This is a genomic window from Corynebacterium tuberculostearicum SK141 (genome assembly GCF_000175635.1).
GTDB lineage: Bacteria > Actinomycetota > Actinomycetes > Mycobacteriales > Mycobacteriaceae > Corynebacterium > Corynebacterium tuberculostearicum_C.
The window spans coordinates 89,260-112,754 of record NZ_ACVP01000015.1 but is presented as its reverse complement, the minus strand read 5'-3'; the positions used below and the strand labels follow the sequence as shown (position 1 = coordinate 112,754).

General features: G+C 59.2%; 29 protein-coding genes. 6 read left to right on the top strand and 23 right to left on the bottom strand.

Annotation, left to right across the window (positions count from 1 at the left end; translation table 11 throughout):
* Positions 1-44: 44 nt before the first annotated feature.
* The 11 genes from truA to secY all read right to left on the bottom strand — a co-directional run bounded on the left by truA (position 45) and on the right by secY (position 8,423).
* Positions 45-938 (bottom strand): tRNA pseudouridine(38-40) synthase TruA, encoded by an 894-nt coding sequence (gene truA, locus CORTU0001_RS05500; protein WP_005328013.1) that lies wholly within the window; start codon positions 936-938, stop codon positions 45-47.
* A gap of 136 nt (positions 939-1,074) precedes the next feature.
* A complete protein-coding gene (gene rplQ, locus CORTU0001_RS05495; RefSeq protein ID WP_005322759.1) occupies positions 1,075-1,572 on the bottom strand; it encodes a 50S ribosomal protein L17 in 498 nt (165 codons plus the stop codon).
* A 72-nt stretch (positions 1,573-1,644) separates the two neighbouring features.
* Positions 1,645-2,655: a DNA-directed RNA polymerase subunit alpha gene (locus CORTU0001_RS05490; RefSeq protein ID WP_005322760.1), complete on the bottom strand. Its 1,011-nt coding sequence runs from the start codon at positions 2,653-2,655 to the stop codon at positions 1,645-1,647.
* A gap of 114 nt (positions 2,656-2,769) precedes the next feature.
* Positions 2,770-3,375: a 30S ribosomal protein S4 gene (rpsD, locus tag CORTU0001_RS05485; RefSeq protein WP_005322762.1), complete on the bottom strand. Its 606-nt coding sequence runs from the start codon at positions 3,373-3,375 to the stop codon at positions 2,770-2,772.
* A 21-nt stretch (positions 3,376-3,396) separates the two neighbouring features.
* The gene (gene rpsK, locus CORTU0001_RS05480) at positions 3,397-3,801 is read right to left on the bottom strand and encodes a 30S ribosomal protein S11 (protein WP_005322764.1); all 405 of its coding nucleotides are present in this window, start codon (positions 3,799-3,801) and stop codon (positions 3,397-3,399) included.
* A 3-nt stretch (positions 3,802-3,804) separates the two neighbouring features.
* A complete protein-coding gene (gene rpsM, locus CORTU0001_RS05475) occupies positions 3,805-4,173 on the bottom strand; it encodes a 30S ribosomal protein S13 (RefSeq protein WP_005322765.1) in 369 nt (122 codons plus the stop codon).
* A 183-nt stretch (positions 4,174-4,356) separates the two neighbouring features.
* A complete protein-coding gene (gene infA, locus CORTU0001_RS05470) occupies positions 4,357-4,575 on the bottom strand; it encodes a translation initiation factor IF-1 (RefSeq protein WP_004566852.1) in 219 nt (72 codons plus the stop codon).
* A 263-nt stretch (positions 4,576-4,838) separates the two neighbouring features.
* Entirely contained in the window at positions 4,839-5,690 is an 852-nt protein-coding gene (locus tag CORTU0001_RS05465; protein WP_005328012.1) for a L,D-transpeptidase, read from the bottom strand.
* Positions 5,691-5,755: 65 nt separating this feature from the next.
* Positions 5,756-6,550, bottom strand: a complete 795-nt coding sequence (gene map / locus CORTU0001_RS05460; protein ID WP_005322768.1) for a type I methionyl aminopeptidase — start codon at positions 6,548-6,550, stop codon at positions 5,756-5,758.
* A gap of 2 nt (positions 6,551-6,552) precedes the next feature.
* On the bottom strand, positions 6,553-7,098 hold the full coding sequence (locus CORTU0001_RS05455) for an adenylate kinase (RefSeq protein ID WP_005322769.1): 546 nt from the start codon (positions 7,096-7,098) through the stop codon (positions 6,553-6,555).
* Entirely contained in the window at positions 7,098-8,423 is a 1,326-nt protein-coding gene (gene secY / locus CORTU0001_RS05450) for a preprotein translocase subunit SecY (RefSeq protein WP_005322770.1), read from the bottom strand. Before secY ends, CORTU0001_RS05455 begins: the two co-directional genes overlap by 1 nt.
* 376 nt (positions 8,424-8,799) lie before the next feature.
* Between secY and CORTU0001_RS05445 the strand changes: the two genes are divergently transcribed.
* Positions 8,800-10,107, top strand: a complete 1,308-nt coding sequence (locus CORTU0001_RS05445; protein WP_005328011.1) for a class I SAM-dependent methyltransferase — start codon at positions 8,800-8,802, stop codon at positions 10,105-10,107.
* Between the two features lie 11 nt (positions 10,108-10,118).
* Positions 10,119-11,621, top strand: a complete 1,503-nt coding sequence (locus CORTU0001_RS05440; RefSeq protein ID WP_005328010.1) for an FAD-binding oxidoreductase — start codon at positions 10,119-10,121, stop codon at positions 11,619-11,621.
* Positions 11,622-11,718: 97 nt separating this feature from the next.
* On the opposite strand, the gene CORTU0001_RS05435 is transcribed toward CORTU0001_RS05440, so the two are convergent.
* The 7 genes from CORTU0001_RS05435 to rpsH form a co-directional block, all read right to left on the bottom strand.
* Complete coding sequence (locus CORTU0001_RS05435; protein WP_005328009.1) at positions 11,719-12,207, bottom strand: hypothetical protein; 489 nt, start codon at positions 12,205-12,207, stop codon at positions 11,719-11,721.
* A 238-nt stretch (positions 12,208-12,445) separates the two neighbouring features.
* Positions 12,446-12,892, bottom strand: coding sequence for a 50S ribosomal protein L15 (gene rplO / locus CORTU0001_RS05430; protein WP_005322777.1), 447 nt, complete (start codon positions 12,890-12,892; stop codon positions 12,446-12,448).
* A 3-nt stretch (positions 12,893-12,895) separates the two neighbouring features.
* Positions 12,896-13,081 (bottom strand): 50S ribosomal protein L30, encoded by a 186-nt coding sequence (gene rpmD, locus CORTU0001_RS05425; protein ID WP_005322779.1) that lies wholly within the window; start codon positions 13,079-13,081, stop codon positions 12,896-12,898.
* A gap of 3 nt (positions 13,082-13,084) precedes the next feature.
* Positions 13,085-13,708 carry a 30S ribosomal protein S5 gene (gene rpsE, locus CORTU0001_RS05420; RefSeq protein WP_005322780.1) on the bottom strand — a complete coding sequence of 208 codons (624 nt, stop codon included), beginning with the start codon at positions 13,706-13,708 and terminating at the stop codon, positions 13,085-13,087.
* 40 nt (positions 13,709-13,748) lie between these two features.
* Positions 13,749-14,150: a 50S ribosomal protein L18 gene (gene rplR, locus CORTU0001_RS05415; protein WP_005322788.1), complete on the bottom strand. Its 402-nt coding sequence runs from the start codon at positions 14,148-14,150 to the stop codon at positions 13,749-13,751.
* A gap of 3 nt (positions 14,151-14,153) precedes the next feature.
* Entirely contained in the window at positions 14,154-14,690 is a 537-nt protein-coding gene (gene rplF, locus CORTU0001_RS05410; protein ID WP_005322792.1) for a 50S ribosomal protein L6, read from the bottom strand.
* A 15-nt stretch (positions 14,691-14,705) separates the two neighbouring features.
* Entirely contained in the window at positions 14,706-15,089 is a 384-nt protein-coding gene (gene rpsH / locus CORTU0001_RS05405; protein ID WP_005322799.1) for a 30S ribosomal protein S8, read from the bottom strand.
* A 355-nt stretch (positions 15,090-15,444) separates the two neighbouring features.
* Between rpsH and CORTU0001_RS05400 the strand changes: the two genes are divergently transcribed.
* Both CORTU0001_RS05400 and fdhD read left to right on the top strand, forming a co-directional pair.
* Entirely contained in the window at positions 15,445-15,693 is a 249-nt protein-coding gene (locus CORTU0001_RS05400) for a DUF6457 domain-containing protein (RefSeq protein ID WP_005328008.1), read from the top strand.
* Complete coding sequence (gene fdhD / locus CORTU0001_RS05395) at positions 15,693-16,511, top strand: formate dehydrogenase accessory sulfurtransferase FdhD (RefSeq protein ID WP_005328007.1); 819 nt, start codon at positions 15,693-15,695, stop codon at positions 16,509-16,511. The genes CORTU0001_RS05400 and fdhD overlap by 1 nt, the downstream gene beginning before the upstream one ends.
* Here the strand turns inward: fdhD and CORTU0001_RS05390 are convergent.
* Positions 16,508-17,293 carry a formate/nitrite transporter family protein gene (locus tag CORTU0001_RS05390; RefSeq protein ID WP_005328006.1) on the bottom strand — a complete coding sequence of 262 codons (786 nt, stop codon included), beginning with the start codon at positions 17,291-17,293 and terminating at the stop codon, positions 16,508-16,510. The genes fdhD and CORTU0001_RS05390 overlap by 4 nt on opposite strands.
* A gap of 142 nt (positions 17,294-17,435) precedes the next feature.
* Between CORTU0001_RS05390 and CORTU0001_RS05385 the strand changes: the two genes are divergently transcribed.
* On the top strand, positions 17,436-18,317 hold the full coding sequence (locus CORTU0001_RS05385) for a sortase family protein (protein ID WP_005328005.1): 882 nt from the start codon (positions 17,436-17,438) through the stop codon (positions 18,315-18,317).
* 108 nt (positions 18,318-18,425) lie between these two features.
* On the opposite strand, the gene rplE is transcribed toward CORTU0001_RS05385, so the two are convergent.
* From rplE to rplN, 3 genes are read right to left on the bottom strand one after another with little or no spacing between them, the layout of a single operon-like run.
* Positions 18,426-18,977, bottom strand: a complete 552-nt coding sequence (gene rplE, locus CORTU0001_RS05380; protein ID WP_005322808.1) for a 50S ribosomal protein L5 — start codon at positions 18,975-18,977, stop codon at positions 18,426-18,428.
* Between the two features lie 2 nt (positions 18,978-18,979).
* Positions 18,980-19,294 carry a 50S ribosomal protein L24 gene (gene rplX, locus CORTU0001_RS05375; protein ID WP_005322810.1) on the bottom strand — a complete coding sequence of 105 codons (315 nt, stop codon included), beginning with the start codon at positions 19,292-19,294 and terminating at the stop codon, positions 18,980-18,982.
* Between the two features lie 4 nt (positions 19,295-19,298).
* A complete protein-coding gene (gene rplN / locus CORTU0001_RS05370; RefSeq protein ID WP_005322812.1) occupies positions 19,299-19,667 on the bottom strand; it encodes a 50S ribosomal protein L14 in 369 nt (122 codons plus the stop codon).
* A 557-nt stretch (positions 19,668-20,224) separates the two neighbouring features.
* On the opposite strand from rplN, the gene CORTU0001_RS05365 reads away from it, so the two are divergent.
* On the top strand, positions 20,225-21,133 hold the full coding sequence (locus CORTU0001_RS05365) for a hypothetical protein (protein WP_005328004.1): 909 nt from the start codon (positions 20,225-20,227) through the stop codon (positions 21,131-21,133).
* Positions 21,134-21,414: 281 nt separating this feature from the next.
* Here CORTU0001_RS05365 and CORTU0001_RS05360 read toward each other — a convergent pair whose 3' ends face one another.
* Positions 21,415-23,436 (bottom strand): sucrose-specific PTS transporter subunit IIBC, encoded by a 2,022-nt coding sequence (locus CORTU0001_RS05360; RefSeq protein ID WP_005328003.1) that lies wholly within the window; start codon positions 23,434-23,436, stop codon positions 21,415-21,417.
* Positions 23,437-23,495 lie beyond the last annotated feature (59 nt).

Here is a 23,495-nt window from a genome sequence, read left to right as displayed (position 1 = left end):
AGCACACAGGCTATCCCAGGTAGGCGACCGCTGCCACTTGGGCGTTAGTCAGCGCTGCGCCTTTCGCGGGTGACCTCGGCGCGCGCGGCTAGCTTGTCCGCCGCTGGGTAATCAACGGCGACGAGCGAGAGTCCCTTTGCCGGGGCCACGGGGATGCTGGAAGAGCGCTTCGTCTCCTGCAGCAGTGCCGCGGCGAAGTCGGTATCGCGCCGCCCCTCGCCCACGCGCAGGCAACAACCCACCAACGAGCGCACCATCGACCAGCAAAAAGCATCGGCACTCACGCGGGCCTCATAAAGCTCCGGTTCTTCGGGCGTAGAAACATCGCGCCAGGAAAATTCCTGCAATTCACGGATGGTCGTGGCGTTCGGCTTGGCCTTACAAAAGGCCGCAAAATCGTGCAGGCCCACCAGGGCGGTAGCGGCTTCTTGCATGGCATCGATATCCACCGGCTTAATCCACTCGGCCGTATCCCGCGCACGGGTTGGCAGCGCGCCGCGCGGATTGGTGGTAATCCGATAGACGTAGTGGCGCCGCAGCGCCGAGAACCGCGCATCAAAGCCCGCGGGTGCGAACTCGCACCCGTGTACCCGAACGTCTTCTGGCAGAAGCTTTGCTAGCCGACGCACCAGCTTCCCCGGCTCCCCCGCCACCGAGCGCTGCGCCAGCATCTCAGTGGGAACGTCCACGTGCGCCACCTGGCCACGGGCATGGACGCCGGCATCTGTGCGGCCAGCGACCGTGAGCGGCACCTCCGTGCGCGCAATCATCGCCAGCTTCTCTTCCAATACGCCTTGCACCGTGCGCAGACCGCCCTTCTGCTTGGCCCAGCCATGAAAGTCCGTGCCGTCATAAGCCAAGTCCAAGCGCAGGCGAACGAACCCGTCCGCCGGCCCTTCGGGGGAAGTCGATGCTGCATCTGTCATAGTGGGCTTCATGCTACCGGAGCATCTTCTCCCCACCGGCGCTGGGTCGGCCGTGCAACGCCCCCTTGCTGGGATGCGGACATGAAAAAGCCGCCGCCCTCCCACAGATGGGGAAAGGCGGCGGCGAAGCGCTAGGGCCGAAGGGAAATTACTTCTCCTCGGACTCCTCAGCTGCGGTCTCCTCGGCAGGTGCCTCGGTCTCAGCAGCCTCGTCTGCCTTAGCTTCCTCGGCTTCAGCGGCCTTGGATGCAGCAGCGCGGGTAGCGCGGTTAGCCTCGGAGGTCACGGTCTCCTCGAGAACGAGGGAGATCTGGGACATCGGGGCGTTGTCACCGGCGCGGTTGTCCAGCTTGATGGTGCGGGTGTAGCCACCCTCACGGTTCTCAAACTTCGGGGCAACCTCGTCGAACAGGTAAGAAACAACATCCTTGCGCGGGATGAGCTTCAGGACTGCGCGGCGGTCAGCAATCGTGCCGGACTTAGCCTTGGTGATGATCTTTTCGATGTACGGGCGAAGAACCTTCGCCTTGGCATCGGTGGTCTTGATAGCGCCGTGCTCGATCAGGCTGGCTGCCAAGTTGCTCAGCATGTGAGCCTGCTGCTTGGCGGAGCCGCCGAGACGGGCACCCTTCTTAGGGGTTGGCATTGTGTACTCCTCGTATGCGGTAAAAGTTGAGCGCGCGGCAATTAGGTTATTGCCGCAAGTCAGCGGGGTTCTTTACTCGGAATCCTCGGCAGCCGGATCCTTGAAGTCACCGGTTTCTGCGTCGTAGCCCTCGAGCTGGGTCGGGTCGAAGTCCTCAGGGGTGTCCTTGAGAGCCAGGCCCAGGTTAGCCAGCTTGATCTTTACCTCATTGATCGACTTCTGGCCGAAGTTGCGGATATCCAGCAGGTCGGACTCGGTGCATTCAGCGAGCTCGCCCACGGTGTGGATCTCCTGACGCTTCAGGCAGTTATAAGAGCGGACGGAGAAGTTCAGGTCCTCGATCGGCATGCCATAAGCAGCGATGTACTCGGTCTCCTGCGGGGAGGGTCCGATCTCGATGCCTTCGGCAGCGTTGTTCAGCTCGCGAGCCAAGCCGAAAAGCTCGACCAGGGTGCCGCCGGCGGAAGCCAGGGCGTCGCGTGCAGAAATCGAGTTCTTGGTTTCGACGTCGATGGTCAGCTTGTCAAAGTCGGTGCGCTGCTCAACACGAGTTGCCTCGACCTTGTAGGAGACCTTGAGAACCGGGGAGTAAATCTGGTCGACCGGGATACGGCCGATCTCACCGGAGGTAGGAGCGGCTGGGACATAGCCACGGCCGCGCTCGACGACGAGCTCAATGTCCAGCTTGGCGGTGTCATTCAGGGAAGCGATGTGCAGATCCGGGTTGTGGATCTCCACACCAGCCGGCGGCTGGATATCGCCCGCGGTGACATCGCCCGGGCCTTCCTTGCTCAGGTACATAACAACCGGCTCATCGGAGTCGGAAGAAAGCACCATGCTCTTGATGTTCAAGATGATCTCGGAAACGTCTTCCTTCACACCGTTGATGGTGGTGAACTCGTGGAGAACACCATCGATCTTGATGGAGGTTACCGCTGCACCCGGAATGGAAGACAGCAGCGTACGACGCAGCGAGTTACCGAGGGTGTAGCCAAAGCCCGGCTCGAGCGGTTCGATGACGAACTTGGAACGAGACGAGTCGATGAATTCCTCGGTGAGCTGAGGACGCTGGGAAATGAGCATTGAAATTCTCCTTTTCGGCGACCGCTATTTGACGCCGGTAGAGGGGTAAAAATCTTCGGGATTGAAGATTCCTGGTTATCCGCCAGACCATTACAGGCCGTGCGGTATAACAGTTTACTTCGAGTAAAGCTCGACGATGAGCTGCTCCTGCAGCGGAATGTCGATCTGAGCGCGCTCGGGCAGCTGGTGCACGAGGATGCGCAGGGTATCAGGAACAACCTGCAGCCATGCCGGTACGTTGGCATCGATGAGGGCGTCCTGAGCATCTTCGAACCATTCCATCTTCTTGGAGCGGTCACGGACATCGATGATGTCGTACTGGGTGACCTTGTAGGAAGGAACGTTGATGTTCTTGCCGTTCACGGTGAAGTGACCGTGGGAGACAAGCTGGCGAGCCTGGCGGCGGGTGCGTGCCAGACCTGCACGGTAAACTACGTTGTCTAGGCGGGACTCGAGCAGGATAACCAGGTTATCGCCGGTCTTGCCCGGGAGGCGGTTAGCCTCTGCGTAGTAGCGACGGAACTGACGCTCCAGCACACCGTAGGTGTACTTTGCCTTCTGCTTCTCCTGGAGCTGCAGCAGGTACTCAGATTCCTTGATGCGGTTGCGGCCAGCCTGTCCCGGTGGGTACGGGCGGCGCTCGAATGCCATATCGCCGCCGACCAAGTCGACGCGAAGACGGCGGGATACGCGGGTAGCGGGGCCAGTGTAACGAGCCATTTTCTTACCTCTTCCTTTCCCTTAAACCTTGCGGCGCTTGGTCGGACGGCAGCCGTTGTGCGGCTGTGGGGTTGCATCCGTGATCGAGGAAACCTCGAGGCCTGCAGCCTGCAGGGAACGGATGGCGGTCTCGCGGCCGGAGCCCGGACCCTTGACGAATACGTCAACCTTCTTCATGCCGTGATCCATTGCCTTGCGTGCAGCGTTCTCAGCTGCCATCTGAGCGGCGAATGGAGTGGACTTACGGGAACCCTTGAAGCCAACGTGGCCGGAGGATGCCCAAGAGATAACAGCACCGGTCTGATCGGTGATCGAGACGATGGTGTTATTGAAGGTGGACTTGATGTATGCGTGGCCGAGGGCCACATTCTTCTTTACGACGCGACGGCCGGAACGGCGCGCGCCGGAACGAGTCTTTGGAGGCATGAATTACTTCTTCTTTCCTGCGATCGTCTTCTTCGGACCCTTACGAGTGCGCGCATTGGTCTTGGTGCGCTGGCCACGTACAGGCAGGCCACGACGGTGGCGCAGACCCTTGTAGCTTCCGATTTCAATCTTGCGGCGGATATCAGCCTGAACCTGACGGCGGAGGTCACCCTCAACCTTCCAGGTAGCCTCAATTGCGTCACGGAGCGCCGACAGCTGGTCATCATCCAGGTTGTCAGTGCGCAGGTCAGGAGAAATGCCAGTCTTTTCTAGCAGTTCCTTGGCACGGGTTGGACCGATGCCGTAGATGTAGGTGAGAGCGACCTCCATGCGCTTATTGCGGGGGAGGTCAACACCAGCTAGACGTGCCATATGGCGTGTCCTTTCGGGTTGTTACGGCGGTTTTCTCCCCATCCGTCCCGCTCCATGCAACGCTTCGCCCGGACCGTGCCGGGAATCCTTGGGTTGCTTACCAGTGCGGGCTCAGGCCACCGTAGCCTGAGGTGGACAGGGTGAACCTACGGGTTCACCCTTGGGTGAGGAGGCTTACTGTCTTTACTTGTAGCGGTAGACGATGCGTCCGCGGGTCAGGTCATAAGGAGACAGCTCTACAACCACGCGGTCCTCCGGGAGGATGCGAATGTAGTGCTGACGCATCTTGCCAGAAATGTGTGCAAGAACCTTGTGTCCATTGTCGAGCTCGACACGGAACATTGCGTTGGGCAAAGGCTCGATAATGCGGCCTTCTACCTCGATTGCGCCTTCCTTAGCCATAACCTCTACTTTTCTGGCGACGGACAAGTGCGCCGTCACCTGCATGTTTGTTGTCTACTGCGGTGGCGTATCCGCGCCAGCCTCGCTGACGCTATACACCGACTTAACAGCATACGCTGCAGCGACACGTTTTCCAAACCGCTGCGCTTTCCGACGCCCCGCTCACTCGCCCGCCACTCACCCTAAGCCAGCAAAATCCCCCGAACCAGGTCTCCTTCTCGGGAGCCGGTTCGGGGGATGAGGGTTTCACTTAAGCGCGGGCCTTAGTAAATAAAGACCTTATCGCCAACCTGTACATTATCCCAGTAGCGCTTTGCAGCGTCTGGCGGCAGGTGAACGCAACCATTGGAATCAACAGCCGGGTCATCCAGGTGGAAGGCATGACCGTTATTGGTGAAGTAGATGGAGTACGGCATCGGCGCGTTATTGAACTCGCGGGAAATCTCATGTTCTACCTTGCGGGTCACATGGAAAGTACCGCGTGGGGTTTCCTGGCCGCGCATGCCGGCGGACATTGCCGGGGACACGTAGGACACCTTGCCGCCATCCTGCAGCCAGGTGCGTCGACCATTGAGGTCGACACAAACCTTCGCATCGGCCGGGCACGGCCCACGGTCGAACTGGTTAGCACGGCGCTGTGCTTCCGCCTTGCGTGCTGCAGCCTCAGAACGAGCCTTCTCAGCAGCGACGCGCTCAGCGTTGGCGCGAGCAGCGGCCTCGCGGGCCTTGCGTGCTTCCTCATTCTTCTGGGCGATCAAGCCTGGGAAGAGGAATTCTACGGCGCCGTCCACAGCGGTCTGAACGCTAGGTGCCAGCTCCGGGGAGAACTTCTCTGCTTGGTCCAGGATCTGGTTACGGGTATTCCAGGCCTGCTCGCGGCTCTGGCCGTAGAAGTTATCCAGCTGCTTCTTTGCCTCAGCAGTGAGCTGGTCCAAGCCGGACTGGGAAGAGAACTGAGCGAGGTCGGAATTTGCCTTGGAGCTGAGCTGATCCAGGTTCGGAATCTCCTGGGCGGAAGCGGCAGGAGCCGCAACGGTGGTGCTCAAGGCCATCACGCCAGCGACTGCGGGCGCTGCAACCGTGGCACGGATCTTGCGGAAGCTAAATTTAGACATGGCTGTGAGTATAAACCTTTCAGGGGCGTATGCCTAGTGCAACAGGCAATATTGGGGAATAAATGTCAGTAGCGGCGGGTGAGAATACGGGGACCATCGGCGGTCGCGGCCACCGTATGCTCCCAGTGGGCGGCAAAGGAACCATCGAGGGTAACGACCGTCCAGTCATCCTCTAGCACGGCGGAATCCTCTGTGCCCAAAGTTAGCATGGGTTCAATGGCCAGCACAGAGCCTTCTTGGATCAGCGGGCCACGGCCCGGGCGTCCCTCATTGGCCAGGTAAGGATCCTCGTGCATGGTTCGCCCGATGCCGTGACCGCCGTAGCCATCCACGATGAACAGATCCACGCCGAACTTCTGCTCGGCCCGGCGGGTGGCTTGCTCTAGGGCATGGGAGACGTCGGTAAGCAGATTGCCCGGAACCATAGCCTGCATGCCCTCCATAAGGACATACTCGGTGGCCTTGTTGAGGGCTGCGACATCAGCATCCAGTTCGCCTACTGCGAAGGACCAGGCACTATCGCCTACCCAGCCGTCCAGCGTGGCACCGCAATCGATGGACACCAAGTCGCCTTCTGCCAGGATGGTTTCCTTATCCGGAATGCCGTGCACAATAACGTCATTAACGGAAGCACAGATGGAGCCCGGAAATCCTTCGTACCCCTTGAAAGTGGGATAGGCGCCGGCATCGCGAATGGTCTGCTCAGCCACCGCATCCAACTCGAGGGTAGATACGCCAGACGCCGCAGCAGCGCGGACTTCCTGCAGTGCCTTGCCAACAATTTCGCCGGCGGCCTGCATGGCGTCTAGCTCGCCCGGGGTGCGGGCTGGGATGCGCTTACTGCGGCGTCGAAAAGCCATGCTTACTTACCCAGTGCTTCCATCGCACGGGCGTTGATTTCCTCCACGGTGCCTTCGGCCTTAATGGAGATGATGGCATCGCCGTAGTGCTCGATAAGCGGGAAGGTTTCCTCGCGGTAGACACCGAGGCGGGTGCGGATGGTCTCCTCGTTGTCGTCGGCGCGGCCACGGGCCATCATGCGCTCAACCACAACATCCTCAGAGACCTCGAAGTTGAGAACTCCGTCGAGCTTCTCGCCCTTCTTAGCCAGCAGCTCCTCCAGGATGTCTGCTTGCTCGGTGGTACGTGGGAAGCCGTCCAGCAGGAAGCCATTCTTGGCGTCATCCTGGTTAAGGCGGTCCTCGACCATGCGGGCAGTGACGTCGGTAGGTACCAGCTTGCCTGCATCGATGTAGGACTTTGCCTCTACACCCAACGGGGTGCCCTCGCCGATATTGGCGCGGAACAGGTCGCCGGTGGAGATGTGCGGAACGTTTAGCTTCTCGCTGAGGATAGCTGCCTGGGTGCCCTTGCCGGCACCGGGAGGTCCTAGAAGTACAAGACGCATTACTTAAGTAGTCCTTCGTAGTTGGATTGCAGTAGCTGGGACTCGATCTGCTTGACCGTAGTCAAAGCGACGGAGACCATAATCAGGATGGCCGTACCACCAAAGGCGGACGTGCCGCTGGCGGAGGAGCGGCCCACGCCGAGATCCAAGAGGATATTCGGCAGGATGGCAATAACTGCCAGGTACAGGGCGCCCACGCACAGCAGACGGTTCATCACATAACCAAGGTACTCCGCGGTCGGACGGCCCGGGCGAATACCCGGGATAAAGCCGCCGTACTTCTTCATATTATCCGCCTGCTCTGCCGGATCGTACTGAACCGAGACATAGAAGTAAGCGAAGAAGATGGTCAGGACGAAGTACAGCACGATGTACTGCCAGGAGGAAGGTGCCTGCAGGTGCGCGATGACATTGCGCTGCCACCAGTTATCTGGGGTGCCGGGAGAGCCAGAGTTCACAATCTGGGTAATGAGGACCGGCATGTAGATAAGGGAGGAAGCGAAGATGACCGGGATAACGCCGGCCTGGTTGACCTTCAGCGGCAGGTAGGTAGAGGAACCACCGTACTGGCGGCGGCCGACCATGCGCTTTGCGTACTGAACCGGAATGCGGCGCTGGCCCTGCTCGATGAAGGTAATGCCAACAACCAGGATGACCAAGCCGGCTACGACCATGGCGAAGACGAGTCCACCATTGTTCTGCAGGATGCTTACACCATCGGTTGGCAGGCGGGTTGCGATACCAGCGAAGATGAGCAGGGACATACCGTTACCGATGCCCTTTTCGGTGATGAGCTCACCCATCCACATCACCAGCACAGCGCCGGAGGTCATGGTGATGACCAAGACGATGAGGGTAAAGAAGTTACGATCAGCTGCCAGGACCTGTACACCCTGGCCCAGCAGCTGCTCGCGGTCTGCCAGCGCGACAATGCCGGAGGATTGCAGCAACGCCAACGCGAGGGTCAGGTAGCGGGTGTACTGGGTCATCTTGGCCTGACCGGACTGGCCCTCCTTCTTCAATTCCTCAAAGCGAGGAATGACCACGGTCAGCAGCTGCACAATAATCGACGCCGTAATGTACGGCATGATGCCGATAGCGAAGATCGACAGCTGCAGCAGCGCACCACCCGAGAAGAGGTTGATGACGGAGTAAAGGTCTCCGGATTGCTCGGTCAACTGGCGCAAACGGCCAGCAATAGACGCATAGTCAACACCCGGGGACGGGATCTGTGCACCGACGCGGTACGCGATGATCATCACGATGGTGAAGATGATCTTCTTACGTAGGTCGGCATCCTTAAAAGCCTGGACAATGGCGGACACTACAAAATCCTCCTGGCCTACCGCTGCCGAACGCGAAATCTAGGGAGGGTTTCGCATTCATTCACGGAGGTGGAAACTCATCTACCCCTAGGAAACCGCACCCCCCTGCGCCAGAAAGCTTAGGGGAAATTCAGGTTTCCTTCAGGGACGGTTGAACACTTATGACCCCATTACCCTACCAGCCTTGCTCCGCATAGCCACATTAAGCCCCAATAGTGTGACCATGATTGCTTGTCCTTTCGCGCGTTTTGTATCCGGGGTTTACCATGAGGGGGTATTGCACACACGCAATTCTCCTGAAATATCTCCGACCTCACAGCACTATGCGCTTCGAGGCCGTTATTGTTGTGAACCTAATGTTTCGAAAGAAGTACTTATGAGCAAGAAATTCACGCCGATGACCGTTGCTGAGATCATCGACGTTTTTGTCCCTAGCCCGAACCCCTTCCGCTGGGAGGCCTTCGATGGGTCCGCGACCGGACCGGAAGACGCCCAGTACAAGGTGACTATTAATAGCCTCGAGGGCCTCTCCTTTATCGCTACCCACCCCGGCGACGTGGGATTTGCGCGAGCTTATGTCACGGACGGCATTACGGTGCATGGCGATCACCCGGCCCACCCCTATGGCGTTTTTGACGCGCTGCATGCCATGTATGACAAATTCCAAAAGCCGGACGCCAAGACCCTGGCCCGCGTTGTTCGTTCCCTCGCATCCATGGGCGCCTTCCAGATCCAGCCGGTCCCCGAGGTGGAGCGCGCTTCCTGGCTGCGCCGCAAGCTACACGACGGACTATCCAAGCACTCAAAGCAGCGCGATGCCGATGTCATTTCTGATCATTACGACGTGGGCAATGATTTCTACGAGCTCTTCTTGGGCGATTCAATGACCTATACCTGCGCCTACTACCCCTCCCCGGACGCCACGCTAGAGGAAGCGCAGGAGAATAAGTACCGCCTTATCTTTGACAAACTCCGCCTCAAGGAGGGCGACCGCCACTTGGATGTGGGCTGCGGCTGGGGCGGTATGGTGCGCTACGCGGCGCGCCGCGGCGTGAAGTCCATAGGCGTCACCTTGTCCAAGGAACAGGCCGAGTGGGGCCAGCGCAAGATTGAGGAGGAAGGCCTCCAAGACTTGGCGGAAGTCCGCTTCATGGACTACCGCGATATCACCGAAGAGGGCTTCGATGCTATCTCCGCCATCGGCATTATCGAGCACATTGGTGTAAAGAACTACAACGACTTCTTCAAGTTCCTCCACGGCAAATTGAAGGTCGGCGGCCTGATGCTCAACCACAACATCACCTACCCGGATAACCACAAGACGCCCAAGGGTGGCTTCATTGACCGCTATATCTTCCCGGACGGCGAGCTCACCGGTTCCGGCAATGTCACCAAGGCGATGCAAGACAATGGCTTCGAAGTCATTCACACCGAGTCTCTGCGCTTTGATTACATGCGCACGCTGCATGACTGGTGCGAGAACCTGAAGGACAATTGGGACGAGGCCTGCGCCACCGTGGGCCTGCCCACCGCTCGCCTCTATGGCATTTATATGGCCGGATCTGAGTGGGGCTTTGAGCGAAATATCATTAACCTGTATCACTTCCTCGGCGTCAAGCTGGGCGAGGCCGGCTCCCGCGCCGGTGTGCCTGAGCGCCGCTGGTGGGAAGATAGCCGCTTTTAAGGAGGGGTGCCATGACTCTCATTGATAATCTGCGCGAACGCCTCGCCGCTGCCCAGCCGCGGCCGGTGGATGCCATGCCCATTGAGCCGGTGGGATGGACGGCGCACCAAGAGGGCGTCGACAAGCTGCTGGCGAGCTTCCGTGCTGTCCCGGCCGGAAAGCGCGTGCGCCTAGCCAAGAAGACCTCCAATCTCTTCCGTAGCCGCAGCGAGGCGCAGGAAGGCCTCGACGTATCCGGCCTTAGCGGCGTCATTGAGGTCGATCCAGTCGCCCGCACTGCCGATGTGCAAGGCATGTGCACCTATGAGGACCTCGTGGATGCCACCCTGCCCCATGGCCTCATGCCGTTTGTTGTACCGCAGCTTAAGACCATTACTTTGGGTGGTGCGGTCACCGGCATGGGCGTGGAATCCACCAGCTTCCGCAACGGTCTCCCACACGAGTCCGTGCTGGAGATGGATGTCCTTACCGGCACCGGCGAGATTCTTACCTGCTCCCGCGAGGAGAATGTGGATCTCTTCCGCCTCTTCCCCAACTCTTATGGCTCGCTGGGCTATGCGGTGCGCCTCAAGATTGAGCTGGAACCCGTGCCCGCCTATGTAGAGCTGCGCGAGGAGCGTTTCCACACCGTGGAGGAAGCGAGCCGCGTGCTTGCCGACGTCGCCTCTTCCCACACCCACCGCGGCGAGCCCGTCCATGGCCTCGATGGCGTAGTCTTCTCCGAGGACGAGGCCTACCTCGTCTTCGCCCGCTTTACCGATGAGGAGGGACCAACCTCCGACTACACGCGGGACAAGATTTACTACCGCAGCCTTCAGCACGACTCTGGCATCCGCCGTGATCGCCTCACTATCCGCGACTATATCTGGCGCTGGGATACCGACTGGTTCTGGTGCTCGCGCGCCTTTGGTGCGCAAAACCCGAAGGTGCGCAAGGTGTGGCCGCGTGAGCTTCGCCGCAGCTCCTTCTATTGGAAGCTAGTCCGCCTCGACCGCAAGTACGAGCTGGAATATAACTTCATCAAAAAGCCCCACGGCAAGCCGCGCGCCGAGCGCGTGGTGCAAGATATCGAGGTCACACCGGACAACCTCCCGGAATTCCTCCACTGGTTCTTTAAGGCCTCCGATATTCAGCCGGTGTGGCTCTGCCCTATCCGTCTGCGCGATGGCGTGGACAAGCTCGTAGGCACTGGCGACATTGCCTCTGACTCCGCAGACCCATGGCCGCTTTACCCGCTTCGCCCCGGACAAACCTGGGTAAACGTCGGCTTCTGGTCCGGCGTGGACGGAGACCACGTCGACCCATCCGCCCCGAATAATGGCGCGTTCAACCGCGTCATCGAATCGAAGGTCAACGAGCTGGGCGGGCACAAGTCCCTCTACTCTGAGGCCTTCTATTCCCGGGAGAAATTCGAAGAGCTCTACGGCGGCAGCCTTCCTGCCTCCATTAAGGCGGTGACCGATCCGCACGATCGATTCCCTGGGCTATACGAAAAGACCGTGGACGAGGCCTAGCCCCCCCACCCCGCACGGCCTGATACGCACAGAGGGTGGAACGCCTTTCCCAGGCGTTCCACCCTCTTCCTTTGCCCAAATCTAGGGTCTTCGCGCTTTAGTAGGCAGCGGTGATGTTCTCATAGCCGTTGACCTTCAGCGCATCCATGACGCGCTGCACAGCAGCCTCGTCCTTGTCCGGGTTATAGGTCTCCGGGAAGGTCAGGTGGGCAGAGTGATCATCCTTGAACTCAATGTTCATGAACTCGTGGCCAGCCTCCTGGGTAGCAAGTGCCAGCTCGCGCTGCACCGCTAACTTGCCGCTCTGCAGGTTGCCGCCGTTGAACCCTGGATCGACCTCGTTCGTACCTTCCCCCTCACCATTGATGACATCTTCCTTATCACCGGTGATGCGGCCCTTCTCAGCGTGCGCACCCGGCTGCTGGTCCTGAGCGGTCTGCTCGCCAGCCTCGGCCGGTGCGGTTTGAGCGTTTTCCGCAGGATCCGGCTGGGACAGCTGGTCTTGGGCATCGACCGGTCCGGTGGAGCCCGCAAACGGCATAATCGCAGCAATTGCGGTGGCGAGCAGGGAAGAAATAGACGACATAAGATTCTCCTTAACGTTTGATGATTTTGAACTAAGGGAAACTCTAGCACTCATGAATATAAATCGCTATACCCGGAGCCTTATTTATTAATAAAGGTTTCCTGTCAACTATTTTCAGTACCAATGGCGCGCATAGCCCAGGCGCCACGTTATATAACGGCACTGGGATGCCTACAAAACGGAAACATCCCCCTACCCCGCGTGTGCGGAGAGGGGGATGAAATCTACCTAGAGGAGATTACTTGGTGTTGGCGGAACCGCCAGCAGCCTCGATCTTCTCTACAGCAGACTTGGAGAACTTGTCAGCGGTGACGTTCAACTTAACGTTGATGTCGCCGTTGCCCAGAACCTTGACCGGTTTGTTAGCGCGGACCAGGCCAGCAGCTGCGATGTCAGCAACGGTGATGTCGCCGCCATCTGCGAACTTCTCAGCCAGGTCAGCAACGTTAACTACCTGGTACTCAACATGGTTCGGGTTCTTGAAGCCCTTCAACTTAGGCAGACGCATGTGGATCGGCATCTGGCCACCCTCGAAAGCAGCGGAAACCTGCTTACGAGCACCGGTGCCCTTGGTACCGCGACCAGCGGTCTTACCCTTGGATGCCTCACCGCGGCCGACGCGGGTCTTAGGCTTGTTTGCTCCTGCGGTTGGGCGCAGGTCGTGCAGCTTGATGATATCAGCCATGGTTTACTCCCCTGCCACTTCTTCGACGGTGACCAGGTGGCGAACCTTGTGAACCATACCGCGAACGACCGGGGTGTCCTGCTTGACTACGGACTGACCGATGCGCTTGAGGCCGAGAGCCTCAATGTTCTTGCGGTGGTTCGGCTTGGTGCCCACCAGGCCCTTTACCTGTGTAATCTTCAGAGCCATTGCTTATGCCTCCTGACCTGCGCGCTTGCGCAGCATACGGGCCGGGGTGACCTCTTCGATGGACTTGCCACGACGTGCGGCAACCTCTTCAGGGCGGACCAGCTGCTTGAGGCCGTCCACGGTAGCGCGGACGACGTTGAGTGCGTTGTCGGAGCCCAGGGACTTCGACAGAATGTCCTGCACGCCAGCGCATTCGAGCACTGGACGAGCAGCACCACCAGCGATAACACCGGTACCAGGTGCGGCAGGCTTCATCATGACGATGCCAGCTGCGTCGCGACCCTCAACCGGGTGGGTGATGGTGCCGGCAATCATCGGAACGCGGAAGAAGTTCTTGCGAGCCTCTTCAGCGCCCTTCTGGATTGCGGCCGGGACTTCCTTAGCCTTGCCGTAGCCAACGCCAACCTGACCCTGGCCATCACCGACGACGACGAGGGCGGTGAAGGACATGTTGCGGCCACCCTTAACGGTCTTGGAGACGCGGTTGATGGTCACAACGCGCTCGATGTACTTATCGCGCTCGTTGTCCTGCTGATTACGACGATCGTTGCGGCGGCCGTTGCCACCGCGGTTGTTCTTGTTGTTCTCGGCGGAGCGTCCGCCGTCACGCTGTTCACGGTCCGACATTAGGCGTTCCTTCCGTTGATGTTTCCGTTGACGATGATCATTAGAACTTCAGACCACCTTCACGTGCGGCGTCAGCCAGCGCAGCGACGCGGCCGTGGTACTTGTAGCCTGCGCGGTCAAATACGACGTGCTCGATGCCAGCGGCCTTAGCGCGCTCGGCAACCAGCTCGCCTACCTTGGCAGCCTTGGCCTTCTTATCGCCCTCGAGTGCACGAACGTCCGCCTCCATGGAGGATGCGGAGACCAGGGTGTGGCCTGCCAGGTCATCGATGACCTGCACGTGCATGTGACGGGAGGAGCGGTGAAGAACCAGACGCGGTGCCTCAGGGGTGCCACGCAGGGTCTTACGGATACGGAAGTGACGGCGTGCGCGTGCTTCGCGACGACGGGAGGAGATGTCCTTGCCGACTGGAGTGCGCTTGGTGTTTTCAGTGTTTGCCATTGCTTACTTACCCGTCTTTCCGACCTTGCGACGGATCTGCTCGCCCTCGTAGCGAATACCCTTGCCCTTGTAAGGATCGTCCTTACGCAGACGACGGATATTAGCGGCGATCTGTCCGACTAGTTGCTTGTCAATACCGGTAATGGACAGCTTGGTTGCGCCGTCCACTGCGAAGGTAATTCCCTCCGGAGCCTCGATGAGGATCGGGTGGGAGTAGCCCAGGCTGAATTCCAGGTCCTTACCCTTCTGCTGGACACGGTAGCCGACACCGAAGATTTCCATCTTGATGGTGTAGCCCTCGGTTACGCCAACAACGGCGTTGTTCAGCAGGGAGCGGGACAGACCGTGCAGAGCACGGTGCTTGCGGTGGTCATCAGGGCGGGAGACGGACAGTACGCCGTCTTCCAGGTTGATGGCGATAGGCTCTGGAACGTTAACGCTCTGGGTGCCCTTAGGGCCCTTAACCTCAACGTCTTGGCCGTTGATCTTGATTTCGACGCCGTTCGGTACGGCGATTGGTGCTAGACCGACTCGAGACATGTGTCAAACCTCCCTTTACCAGACGTAGGCGAGAACTTCTCCGCCTACGCCCTTCTCCTCAGCCTGACGGTCAGTCAGCACGCCGTGGGACGTGGAAATGATAGCCACGCCCAGGCCGCCCAAGACCTGTGGCAGTTCGGTGGACTTTGCGTACACACGCAGACCCGGCTTAGACACGCGACGCAGGCCAGACAGGGAGCGCTCGCGGTTGTTGTACTTCAGCTCGAGGGACAGGGTGTGGCCCTCGACGGTGTAGTCAGCGATGTAGCCTTCCTGCTTCAAGATGTCGGCAATGTTTGCCTTCAGCTTGGAGGTAGGCATCGACACGGTGTCATGGTGCGCATTACTTGCGTTGCGCACGCGCGACAGCATGTCGGCAATAGGATCAGTCATAGTCATATGAGTGACCGTGTACCTTTCTCGTTGCGGTTCCCGTGCTCACCAAAGCGTTCTCCGTGTGATTTCGGGCTACTCACGCTCCCTACGGTCAATACCGTAAGGCGCTCGCCACCCTTTGATTCAGACAACGGTCCGCTATCTACGGCGAGGGGCCTACAACAAAGTTGATGTTCAGTTCTTGCATCGGCTCGGCGCTTTCTGCAGCTCAGCGCACCAAAATCCGCAATGATTGGGGCACGCTGACGCCTCGGCGCAAGCACGAGGTACTATGCTACGCCATAACCTGCGGTTTTCCAAATAGTCTCGCGCCTTCATTAGAGTCGAGACCAGCACGAACGTGAATAAGGAGATGGTGATGAGCCAAACACACGAGGACCCCATCCAATCCGCACACGAGTGGCTCGAAGAAGCCGCCCGTCATCTCGGCCTCGATCCTCAGGAGGCAACCGCACTCACCCGCGAGATCCTGGACCTTACCAAGGACGTTGCGCACAATCGCTCCCGCCCCGCGGCCCCACTTACTGCTTTCCTCGTGGGTCTAGCCTCCGGCAACGTAGAGGAAGCCCGCAGCAATATCGATGTCCTGAAGCAGGAGCTGCAGTAATGGCCGGCCGCAAAAATTCCACCTTTGCCGTCACCAAGGTCCGCCTGGGAGATGGCCTGCAGGTCGATACCCGCGCCGATACCGTCGCCGGCGAGGAGCCCCTGGAAATCCGCGCGGGTGGGCAGACCATTACCACCACCATGCGCACCCCTGGCCATGACATTGAGCTGGCGCATGGGTTCTTGCATTCAGAGGGCCATATTGCTTCGCTTAGCGACGTCACCGAGGCCCGCTACTGCGCCGGCGCCACCGTCAACGGCATGAATACCTACAACCTGCTCGACATCGATCTGGCGAAGAAGAACGTACTGGACCTGAGCGATCTGCGGCTAACCACCACCACTTCCGCCTGCGGCGTATGCGGCACCTCTTCTATCGAGGCTTTGACTAAGCAGACCCGCTACCCGATTCCGCATATACCAGTGGACCCCTATGTCGTCGCCAAGCTGCCAGACAAGCTCCGGGCTGAGCAGAAGCAATTTAAAAAGACCGGCGGCATCCACGCCGCCGGTGCCTTCACCTTGGACGGTGAACCGGTAGTCATTCGCGAGGATATCGGCCGCCACAATGCTGCGGATAAGGTCATCGGCCACCTCCTATTAGAGGACAAACTCCCCGCCGATGACCTCATTTTGGTGATGAGCTCGCGCGCCAGCTTCGAGCTCGTCCAAAAGGCCGCGATGGCCGGATTCGGCATGCTCGTTGCCGTCAGCGCCGCCTCCTCCCTGGCCGTCGAGACGGCCCGCGAAACCGGCATGGCGCTCGTCGGCTTCGCTCGCGGCGACCGCTTTAATCTGTATTCCGGCGAGCTCGCCTAGTCGCGGTAAGCCTCCGGCCCACGGTTGAGCCAGGCGTATACGCCGCCAATCAGCAGACCGCCGCCAATCAAATTGCCGATCCACACCAGGATCCAATTGAGCGCCACGTTGCCGGCCGTCAAAGCTGCCGGAACCGGGTCGGAGGCGAATAGCGTGATGCTAAACAGGCAGAAGTTCGCAATAACGTGCTCCAAGCCCAACGCTACGAAGGCACCGATAATCGGGATAATGACAAAGAACTTCGACGCCGCGTCTTTGGCAAAGACGGCTCCGACGATGCCCATATTGACCACGAAGTTTGCCGCGATGGCCTCTACCAGCATGCCTTGTGGGGACTTGGTGAGTTTTCCTTCAGAAACCGTAACCAACAGGTGCGAGGGATCCAGGTCTGCAAATTTGGCGGACATAGCCATGATGGCGGCAAAGATGATCGCGCCTACCAGGTTAAAAATGGTGGTAATGAGCAGCAAGTAGAGCGCTTTACCCCACGACACATGCTTATTGCTGGCGGCATAGACCATGTACATCATGTTGCCGGTAGCCAGCTCCGCGCCTAAGAGCAAGATGGCGAACAGGCCCACACCGAAGAACAAGGAAAATGCCACTGCGCCCATCCCTGGCGCTACTCCATTGACGGCCTGGCCAACCACACCGGCGAAGGCGGTACCAATGCACAGGTACACACCCGCCAACGTGGAGCGCACCGCAAAGCGAGAGAAAGATTCATCCAACAAGGTGACCTTTTTGACAGCTGCCGCCTTGGCAGCATCATTGAGAGACAATTTTTACCTCATTAATCAGAGCGAATTCAATCCCTCTAATCCTATCCTGACCACCTGTTTCCGAGCCAATTCACGGTACGCGCGTCCTTTCGTTGTAAGCTAAGGCTTTCCCCTAGCCCCTAATCTTCTCTTCGGAGGTCGCATGGATTCCCACTACCGGCCGCGGAGGGAACCGAATCGGCTTCCCACTAACGGGCGCCGGCACGTTCCATCGCGTTCCCAGCACACAGATGCGGATCGCGAGTGGCGCCAGGCCGAGTCGCGCACCCGCCAACAACAACGCCGCCGCCCGCCGCGCCGCATCGAGGACACCTCCCTCCCTCGCCAGCGCCGCAAGCCCACCCTGTGGCACCGCATCAAAGAAGCATGGAAAACCTCTGGCATCCTACGCGTCGTTGTGGGAATCGTCGCCACGATAGCGATCGCCAGCACCATCAATCGCGTGGTCAATCCGCCCGAAGGCCTGGAGACCAACGAGGTCACTGCCCAAGAGGCGCCTGCTATCGACCCTTCCCCCGCGGTAGAGCTCTTCATCCCCGCCATCGAGGTACACGCGGAGTTTGAGGATGGTTCCTGCCGCGTGGTCAATGGCGCTATCAATCCGGATTCCATGAACAAGGCCTGCACCTATACTGCTGAAGACCGTCCTTATTCGCTGCCGGGCACGACAGCCCAGGACATTGTGGTCATCGCCGGGCATACGGGTGCGGGCGTGCCAGGCGTGTTCAATAATCTCTACGATGGCTCTGCCAATGAGCACAAGGTCCATCTGGGAGACAAGCTCTACGTGCGCACCCAAGACTCCGGGCAGAACTGGCTCATCTATACCGCAACCGATCTGCATGACCCTGATAAGCAGGGGCTTTCTGATGACACCTCTATCTGGGGCGATGGGCCCATGCCCGGCCGCCTGCTCACCATTAGTTGTATCCAACCTGCGAATCCGTTGGAGCCAGCGGTGCGCAACGCCGTCGTCGGCTGGCAGTATGAGGGCACCACGCACACAGAGGCCGAAAGCGCTTAAGCCAGGCCCGCGCACGCCAGCGCCTGCGCACCTTTGAATTCAAAGTGCTCGGTAAAACTAGAAAATCCCAACGCCCCTTTCGGGGAGTTGGGATTCTTAGCGCTCTATTTACTTGAACGGGAAGCCGAGCTCGCGCAGGAGCTTGCGGCCCTCGTCGTCGTTAGTAGCGGTGGTAACGACGGTGATGTCCATACCACGAGGGCGATCGATCTTGTCGATGTCGATCTCGTAGAACATGGACTGCTCGGACAGGCCGAAGGTGTAGTTGCCGTGGCCGTCGAACTGCTGATCAGACAGACCGCGGAAGTCACGAATACGTGGCAGCGCGATGGTCAGCAGGCGGTCCAGGAACTCCCACATACGGTCGCCGCGCAGGGTAACGCGTGCGCCGATGGGCATGCCCTCACGGAGCTTGAAGTTCGCGATGGACTTCTTAGCGCGACGCAGCTGCGGCTTCTGACCGGTAATAGCGGTCAGGTCCTCGAGTGCGCCGTTGATGACCTTGGAGTCACGTGCGGCTTCGCCAACACCCATGTTGACAACAACCTTGGTGACACCAGGGATCTGCATGACGTTGTCGTACTTGAACTCGTCATTCAGGGACTTGCGGATTTCCTCGCGGTAGCGAGTCTTCAGACGCGGGGTGTAGTTCTCGCTCATTTTTAGATGTCCTTCCCGTTGCTACGCGCGATACGGACCTTCTTGCCGTTCTCGTCGAAACGGTAGCCCACGCGGGTCGGGTTGCCTTCGGAGTCAACGATCGCAACGTTGGACACGTGGATCGGAGCTTCCTGGGTAACGATTCCGCCGGACTCGGCGCCACGCTCGGTAGCGGAGTTAGCGACGTGCTTCTTGATGCGGTTAACGCCCTCAACGAGGACCTTGTCACGCTTTGGGTATGCCTCGATGACCTTGCCCTTCGCGCCCTTATCTGGGCCCGAAATGACGATCACCATATCTCCCTTATGGATCTTCATAAGACTAGATCACCTCCGGTGCGAGAGAAACGATCTTCATGAAACGCTTGTCACGAAGTTCGCGAGCAACCGGTCCGAAGATACGGGTACCACGGGGCTCGCTATCGCCCTTGAGAACAACTGCAGCGTTCTCGTCGAAGCGAATGTAGGAGCCGTCCGGACGACGGGTCTCCTTCTTGGCGCGGACGATAACGGCCTTTACTACGTCGCCTTCCTTGACGTTGCCGCCTGGAACGGCGTCCTTGACAGTCGCGACGATGACGTCGCCGATGCCAGCGGAGCGTCGGACAGAGCCGCCGAGAACGCGGATGCACAGCAGTTCACGTGCACCAGAGTTGTCGGCGACGCGCAGACGCGATTCTTGCTGAATCACTATGGGTCTCCTGACCTGGATTGATGTGCGGTAAGATTTCCGTCCCTGCCGCACGCGGTCTACAAACTTGCGATGCTCAAGCCTTGACAACGGACTATGCCGAAGGGTCTCGGACCGGCGGTTCGGAAACGCACCGCTACGGGCCGACCAGCTTTTGCAACCTATACATTCAACCACACGCCAGCGCCCATACCAAAACACTGCTTAGCGCTTGCCGACACCCCCTCCCCTCCCAATTTATTTTCGCCAACACCCCCGCCTACCCCTTGGTCCCTAAATTCGAATGCAATGACACGCATACATCGAGAAGTTAACCGCATTATCTGCAGATTTGCCCAACACCCTAAAGGTTTTTAGTGCAATTTCAGCCGCACACCCGTTCCATTTTTCCAGGTTTCCCGCACCTGCAACGCATGAAAATTACAGTTAACTAATGTTTTCAGCGTGACAACTGTGAATCCTGTGACTATCGTGATTGTCGTCGAGAACGACTCATATCTTTTGGCGCGTACCTCCACCGGATGCGCGTAACAACACATTCCCTTAAGGAGAACCACATGAAGCGTTTGCCACAGACTCTGACCGCTGCAGCACTGACCGGCGCTCTCGCCTTCGGCGGCGCAGCTGTTGCCCAGGCTCAGATGCCACTACCAGCTTCCATCGAAGCCGATGGTATTACCTACGACAAGCAGTCCGACGGCAGCTACGCACCACGCGACCGCTTTGAGAACCCAGCCGGCGAGAAGTCCGCGCCTATCCTCACTGAAGATCAGGCTCGCGCTATCTGGGAGCGTCAGCAGTCCGAGGATGGCGAAAACACTGATTCTGAAGCCCCTGGAACCGAGACCGATACTGAAGGCGCAGCCGACGCCGAGGGTACAGACTCCGAGGGCTCCGAAGAAGAGGGCATCCCTGCCCCAGCCACCAAGAAGGACGCAGAGGGCAACGAGTGGTACCAGAGCCTGAAGGACCCGGCCATCTACGTTAACGACCGGACTAAGGTGAACGAAGAGATCACCGACGAGATGCGCGACGCTTACGCCAAGGCATTCCCGTCTGAGGATCCGAAGCCTGGCTTCGACAAGAAGAAGCTGGCTTGGTTGGCTCTTCCGGCTGCCCTGGTTATCGGTGGCATCACCTGGTACCTGTCCCAGGACGGCAAGACCTACGTTAAGGACGAGGCACGCAAGGGCCAGGAGCCAACCGCTGAGGAGAAGGCTGCTTCCGAGCAGATGCTGAACGCCAACAAGGATGAGGTTGTTGCTCAGGGCGGCAAGCTGGCCGAGGGTGACGCCGCACAGGCTGGCGCACCGGCTGCACCTGCTGCTGGCGAGGGCACCGACTCCGTTCGCGGCATGGCCGCTGAGACCGGCTCCAACTCCGTTGCACAGGCTCTGGCTGCTCTGGCCGTAGCTGCAATGGTTGCTGCTGGCGCCTTCGCTGCGCGCCGCAAGTTCTTCGCTTAAGAAAGAACTCCCCTACTGAGTAGGGTCTGAAACTGAGACTGGCTGTGCCGGTCGGACTACGGTCCGGCCGGCACAGCTTTTTGTATGCCTGACTAAAACTGCGTTCACGCAGAATCAAGGGCCCATCCGATTTAAGGCCGATCTGATCAGGCTGAATTGAGGTGGAATAGGCCGATCTGAGGAGTGGATTTCCTCAGATCGGCCTGATCACTATGGACCTAATGGGATGGCCCTAAGACGATGGGCCCGGGAGCCCACCGTTGGCTCTTAAAGGATGCGCATTAAGACGCGGATTCGGAAGCCGGCGAGGCTGTCTGTGCAGGTACTGCGGCGGGCTTGGGGTCCACGGTAAAGATATCGGTGCCGGAGCCAATGAGCTCGCCGGGGCGGAAGGCCTCGGTAGGAATAACAGGGCCGGTCTTCTTGGAGTTGGAGACCACCACCGGGGTGGTTACCGGAAGGCCGGCGGCCTTGATGGCATCGATATCGAATTCGGCAAGGACATCGCCTCGCTTGACTTCATCGCCCTTGGTGACGTGGGAGGTGAAGTGTTCGCCCTTGAGGTTTACCGTATCGAAACCAATGTGCATGAGGATATCGATATTTCCCACCGCCGGGTCCTTGGTGCGGATGGCGTAGGCGTGATGAGAGGAGAAGGTGACGGTGATTTTGCCGTCGGCAGGCGCAACCAGCTTGCCCACGGTCGGCTCGATTGCTACACCTTGGCCCAGCTTGCCGCCAGCAAACATGGGGTCGCTGACCTGAGACAGTGGTACAGCGGTGCCTTCCAGCGGGGAGAAGATGGTGCACGCATCGTCGGCAGCTACCGCAGCCGGGGTGGCTGCGGCGGCCTGTGCCTCGGCTGCGGGAGGGTTGACCTCATCCGGGTCGATGGAGCCATTCTTGCGAATGAGCACGCGGCCGTAGAGGTACGCACCCACAAAGGCAACCACGAAGGAGATAACGCCGCACAACAGGAAGGTCGGGACGAAACGGGGGACGGAGACGAAGCCGATGAAGCCGGCGGCACCGAGGGCGTCGGCAAGCACGCCAAAGATGGCGATGAAGGCAGAAGAAATAGCAGATGCTGCCATGCCGATATAGAACGGCCAGCGCAGGCGGAGGTTCACGCCGAAGATGGCAGGCTCGGTAATGCCAAAGAGGGCAGAAATACCGGACGCACCGGCCAGGCCCTTGAGCTTTTCGGAGCGGGCCAGGAAGTACACGGCGAGCGCGACGCCACCCTGGGCAATATTGGCCATGGAGGCAATCGGGAAGACGAAGGAGCCGCCCTCGTTCCACAGCATCGTCTCAATCGGCGGGAAGGATTGGTGCAGGCCAGTAATCACAATCGGCGAGTAGACGAGACCGAAGAGGAAGCCGGCGACGGGACCGGCAAAGTCATAGAGGTTGGCCAAGCCCATGCCCAGCCACTCGCCGGCCGTGCGCAGGATGGGGCCCAAACCCATGAAGGTCAAGAAGCCAGTAATCAGCAGGGTCAGCAGTGGGGTGAGCATGAAGTCCACCGTGCCCTTGAGGTGCTTGTGCAGGAATTTCTCTAAGGTGGCGAGAATCCACGAAATCACCAGGATGGGCAGGATGGAGCCCTGGTAGCCGGCCTGGGCAACGTCGAAGCCGAAGATGTTCCAGTAGGACATCTCACCGTTTTCAATCGCCTCGGCCACGCTGTAGCCGCTAACCAAATCAGGCATGACCATCGCCATGGCCATACCGGCGCCGAGGAACTCGTTGCCGCCGAAGCGCTTCGTCGCGGTAAAGCCGACGAGGATAGGTAGGAAAGCAAACGGCGCAGAGGCAAGCAGGTTCACTAGCCCGGCAAAGCCCTCCCAGGCGGGGAACATCTGGATGACGGATTGGTCACCAAAGAGCCCCTCGGCCGTCAAGACGTTGTTGAGCGCCATGAGCAGACCGCCGCCAAGCAGAATTGGAATGAGCGGAACGAAGATATCCGCAAGCACCTTGACCGCACGGCTGAACCAATTGCCGGATTCGGCGGCGATGTCTTTCAAGCGGTCGGTGGATACTGCCACGTCCTTAGAAATGAGGTTGGTCATTTCCTGGAAGACGATATTGACGTCGCCGGGACCGACGATGACCTGGAACATACCGCCGGCCTCAAAGGTTCCCTTGAGGTCGGGGTCATTATCCAGCGCGTCGGTGTCTACCTTGTCAGAATCTTGCAGCACCATGCGCAGGCGCGTGGCGCAGTGCGCGAGTGCGATGATATTGTCTTCGCCGCCCAGCGCCTTAAGCGTACGGGCGGCTACTTCCTTGTGGTCCATAGAAGAGCCCTTCAGTGTAATAGATCACATCCGAGTACCGGACGTGACTGCTTATTTCC

Excerpts from the sequence above, each read along its gene's own strand:
- CORTU0001_RS05445 (WP_005328011.1), top strand. The coding sequence starts at position 8,800 with ATGAGCAAGAAATTCACGCCGATGACCGTTGCTGAGATCATCGACGTT.
- CORTU0001_RS05360 (WP_005328003.1), bottom strand. The coding sequence starts at position 23,436 with ATGGACCACAAGGAAGTAGCCGCCCGTACGCTTAAGGCGCTGGGCGGC.
- CORTU0001_RS05440 (WP_005328010.1), top strand. The coding sequence starts at position 10,119 with ATGACTCTCATTGATAATCTGCGCGAACGCCTCGCCGCTGCCCAGCCG.
- rplF (WP_005322792.1), bottom strand. The coding sequence starts at position 14,690 with ATGTCTCGAGTCGGTCTAGCACCAATCGCCGTACCGAACGGCGTCGAA.
- truA (WP_005328013.1), bottom strand. The coding sequence starts at position 938 with ATGAAGCCCACTATGACAGATGCAGCATCGACTTCCCCCGAAGGGCCG.
- rplE (WP_005322808.1), bottom strand. The coding sequence starts at position 18,977 with ATGAGCGAGAACTACACCCCGCGTCTGAAGACTCGCTACCGCGAGGAA.
- rpsK (WP_005322764.1), bottom strand. The coding sequence starts at position 3,801 with ATGCCTCCAAAGACTCGTTCCGGCGCGCGCCGTTCCGGCCGTCGCGTC.
- CORTU0001_RS05490 (WP_005322760.1), bottom strand. The coding sequence starts at position 2,655 with ATGCTCATTTCCCAGCGTCCTCAGCTCACCGAGGAATTCATCGACTCG.
- fdhD (WP_005328007.1), top strand. The coding sequence starts at position 15,693 with ATGGCCGGCCGCAAAAATTCCACCTTTGCCGTCACCAAGGTCCGCCTG.
- CORTU0001_RS05435 (WP_005328009.1), bottom strand. The coding sequence starts at position 12,207 with ATGTCGTCTATTTCTTCCCTGCTCGCCACCGCAATTGCTGCGATTATG.
- rpsM (WP_005322765.1), bottom strand. The coding sequence starts at position 4,173 with ATGGCACGTCTAGCTGGTGTTGACCTCCCCCGCAATAAGCGCATGGAG.
- CORTU0001_RS05365 (WP_005328004.1), top strand. The coding sequence starts at position 20,225 with ATGAAGCGTTTGCCACAGACTCTGACCGCTGCAGCACTGACCGGCGCT.
- rplQ (WP_005322759.1), bottom strand. The coding sequence starts at position 1,572 with ATGCCAACCCCTAAGAAGGGTGCCCGTCTCGGCGGCTCCGCCAAGCAG.
- rpmD (WP_005322779.1), bottom strand. The coding sequence starts at position 13,081 with ATGGCTCTGAAGATTACACAGGTAAAGGGCCTGGTGGGCACCAAGCCG.
- rpsE (WP_005322780.1), bottom strand. The coding sequence starts at position 13,708 with ATGTCGGACCGTGAACAGCGTGACGGCGGACGCTCCGCCGAGAACAAC.
- CORTU0001_RS05385 (WP_005328005.1), top strand. The coding sequence starts at position 17,436 with ATGGATTCCCACTACCGGCCGCGGAGGGAACCGAATCGGCTTCCCACT.
- rpsH (WP_005322799.1), bottom strand. The coding sequence starts at position 15,089 with ATGACTATGACTGATCCTATTGCCGACATGCTGTCGCGCGTGCGCAAC.
- CORTU0001_RS05455 (WP_005322769.1), bottom strand. The coding sequence starts at position 7,098 with ATGCGTCTTGTACTTCTAGGACCTCCCGGTGCCGGCAAGGGCACCCAG.
- rplO (WP_005322777.1), bottom strand. The coding sequence starts at position 12,892 with ATGGCTGATATCATCAAGCTGCACGACCTGCGCCCAACCGCAGGAGCA.
- CORTU0001_RS05465 (WP_005328012.1), bottom strand. The coding sequence starts at position 5,690 with ATGTCTAAATTTAGCTTCCGCAAGATCCGTGCCACGGTTGCAGCGCCC.
- infA (WP_004566852.1), bottom strand. The coding sequence starts at position 4,575 with ATGGCTAAGGAAGGCGCAATCGAGGTAGAAGGCCGCATTATCGAGCCT.
- rplR (WP_005322788.1), bottom strand. The coding sequence starts at position 14,150 with ATGGCAAACACTGAAAACACCAAGCGCACTCCAGTCGGCAAGGACATC.
- rpsD (WP_005322762.1), bottom strand. The coding sequence starts at position 3,375 with ATGGCTCGTTACACTGGCCCCGCTACCCGCGTATCCCGCCGTCTTCGC.
- rplX (WP_005322810.1), bottom strand. The coding sequence starts at position 19,294 with ATGAAGATCCATAAGGGAGATATGGTGATCGTCATTTCGGGCCCAGAT.
- map (WP_005322768.1), bottom strand. The coding sequence starts at position 6,550 with ATGGCTTTTCGACGCCGCAGTAAGCGCATCCCAGCCCGCACCCCGGGC.
- CORTU0001_RS05400 (WP_005328008.1), top strand. The coding sequence starts at position 15,445 with ATGAGCCAAACACACGAGGACCCCATCCAATCCGCACACGAGTGGCTC.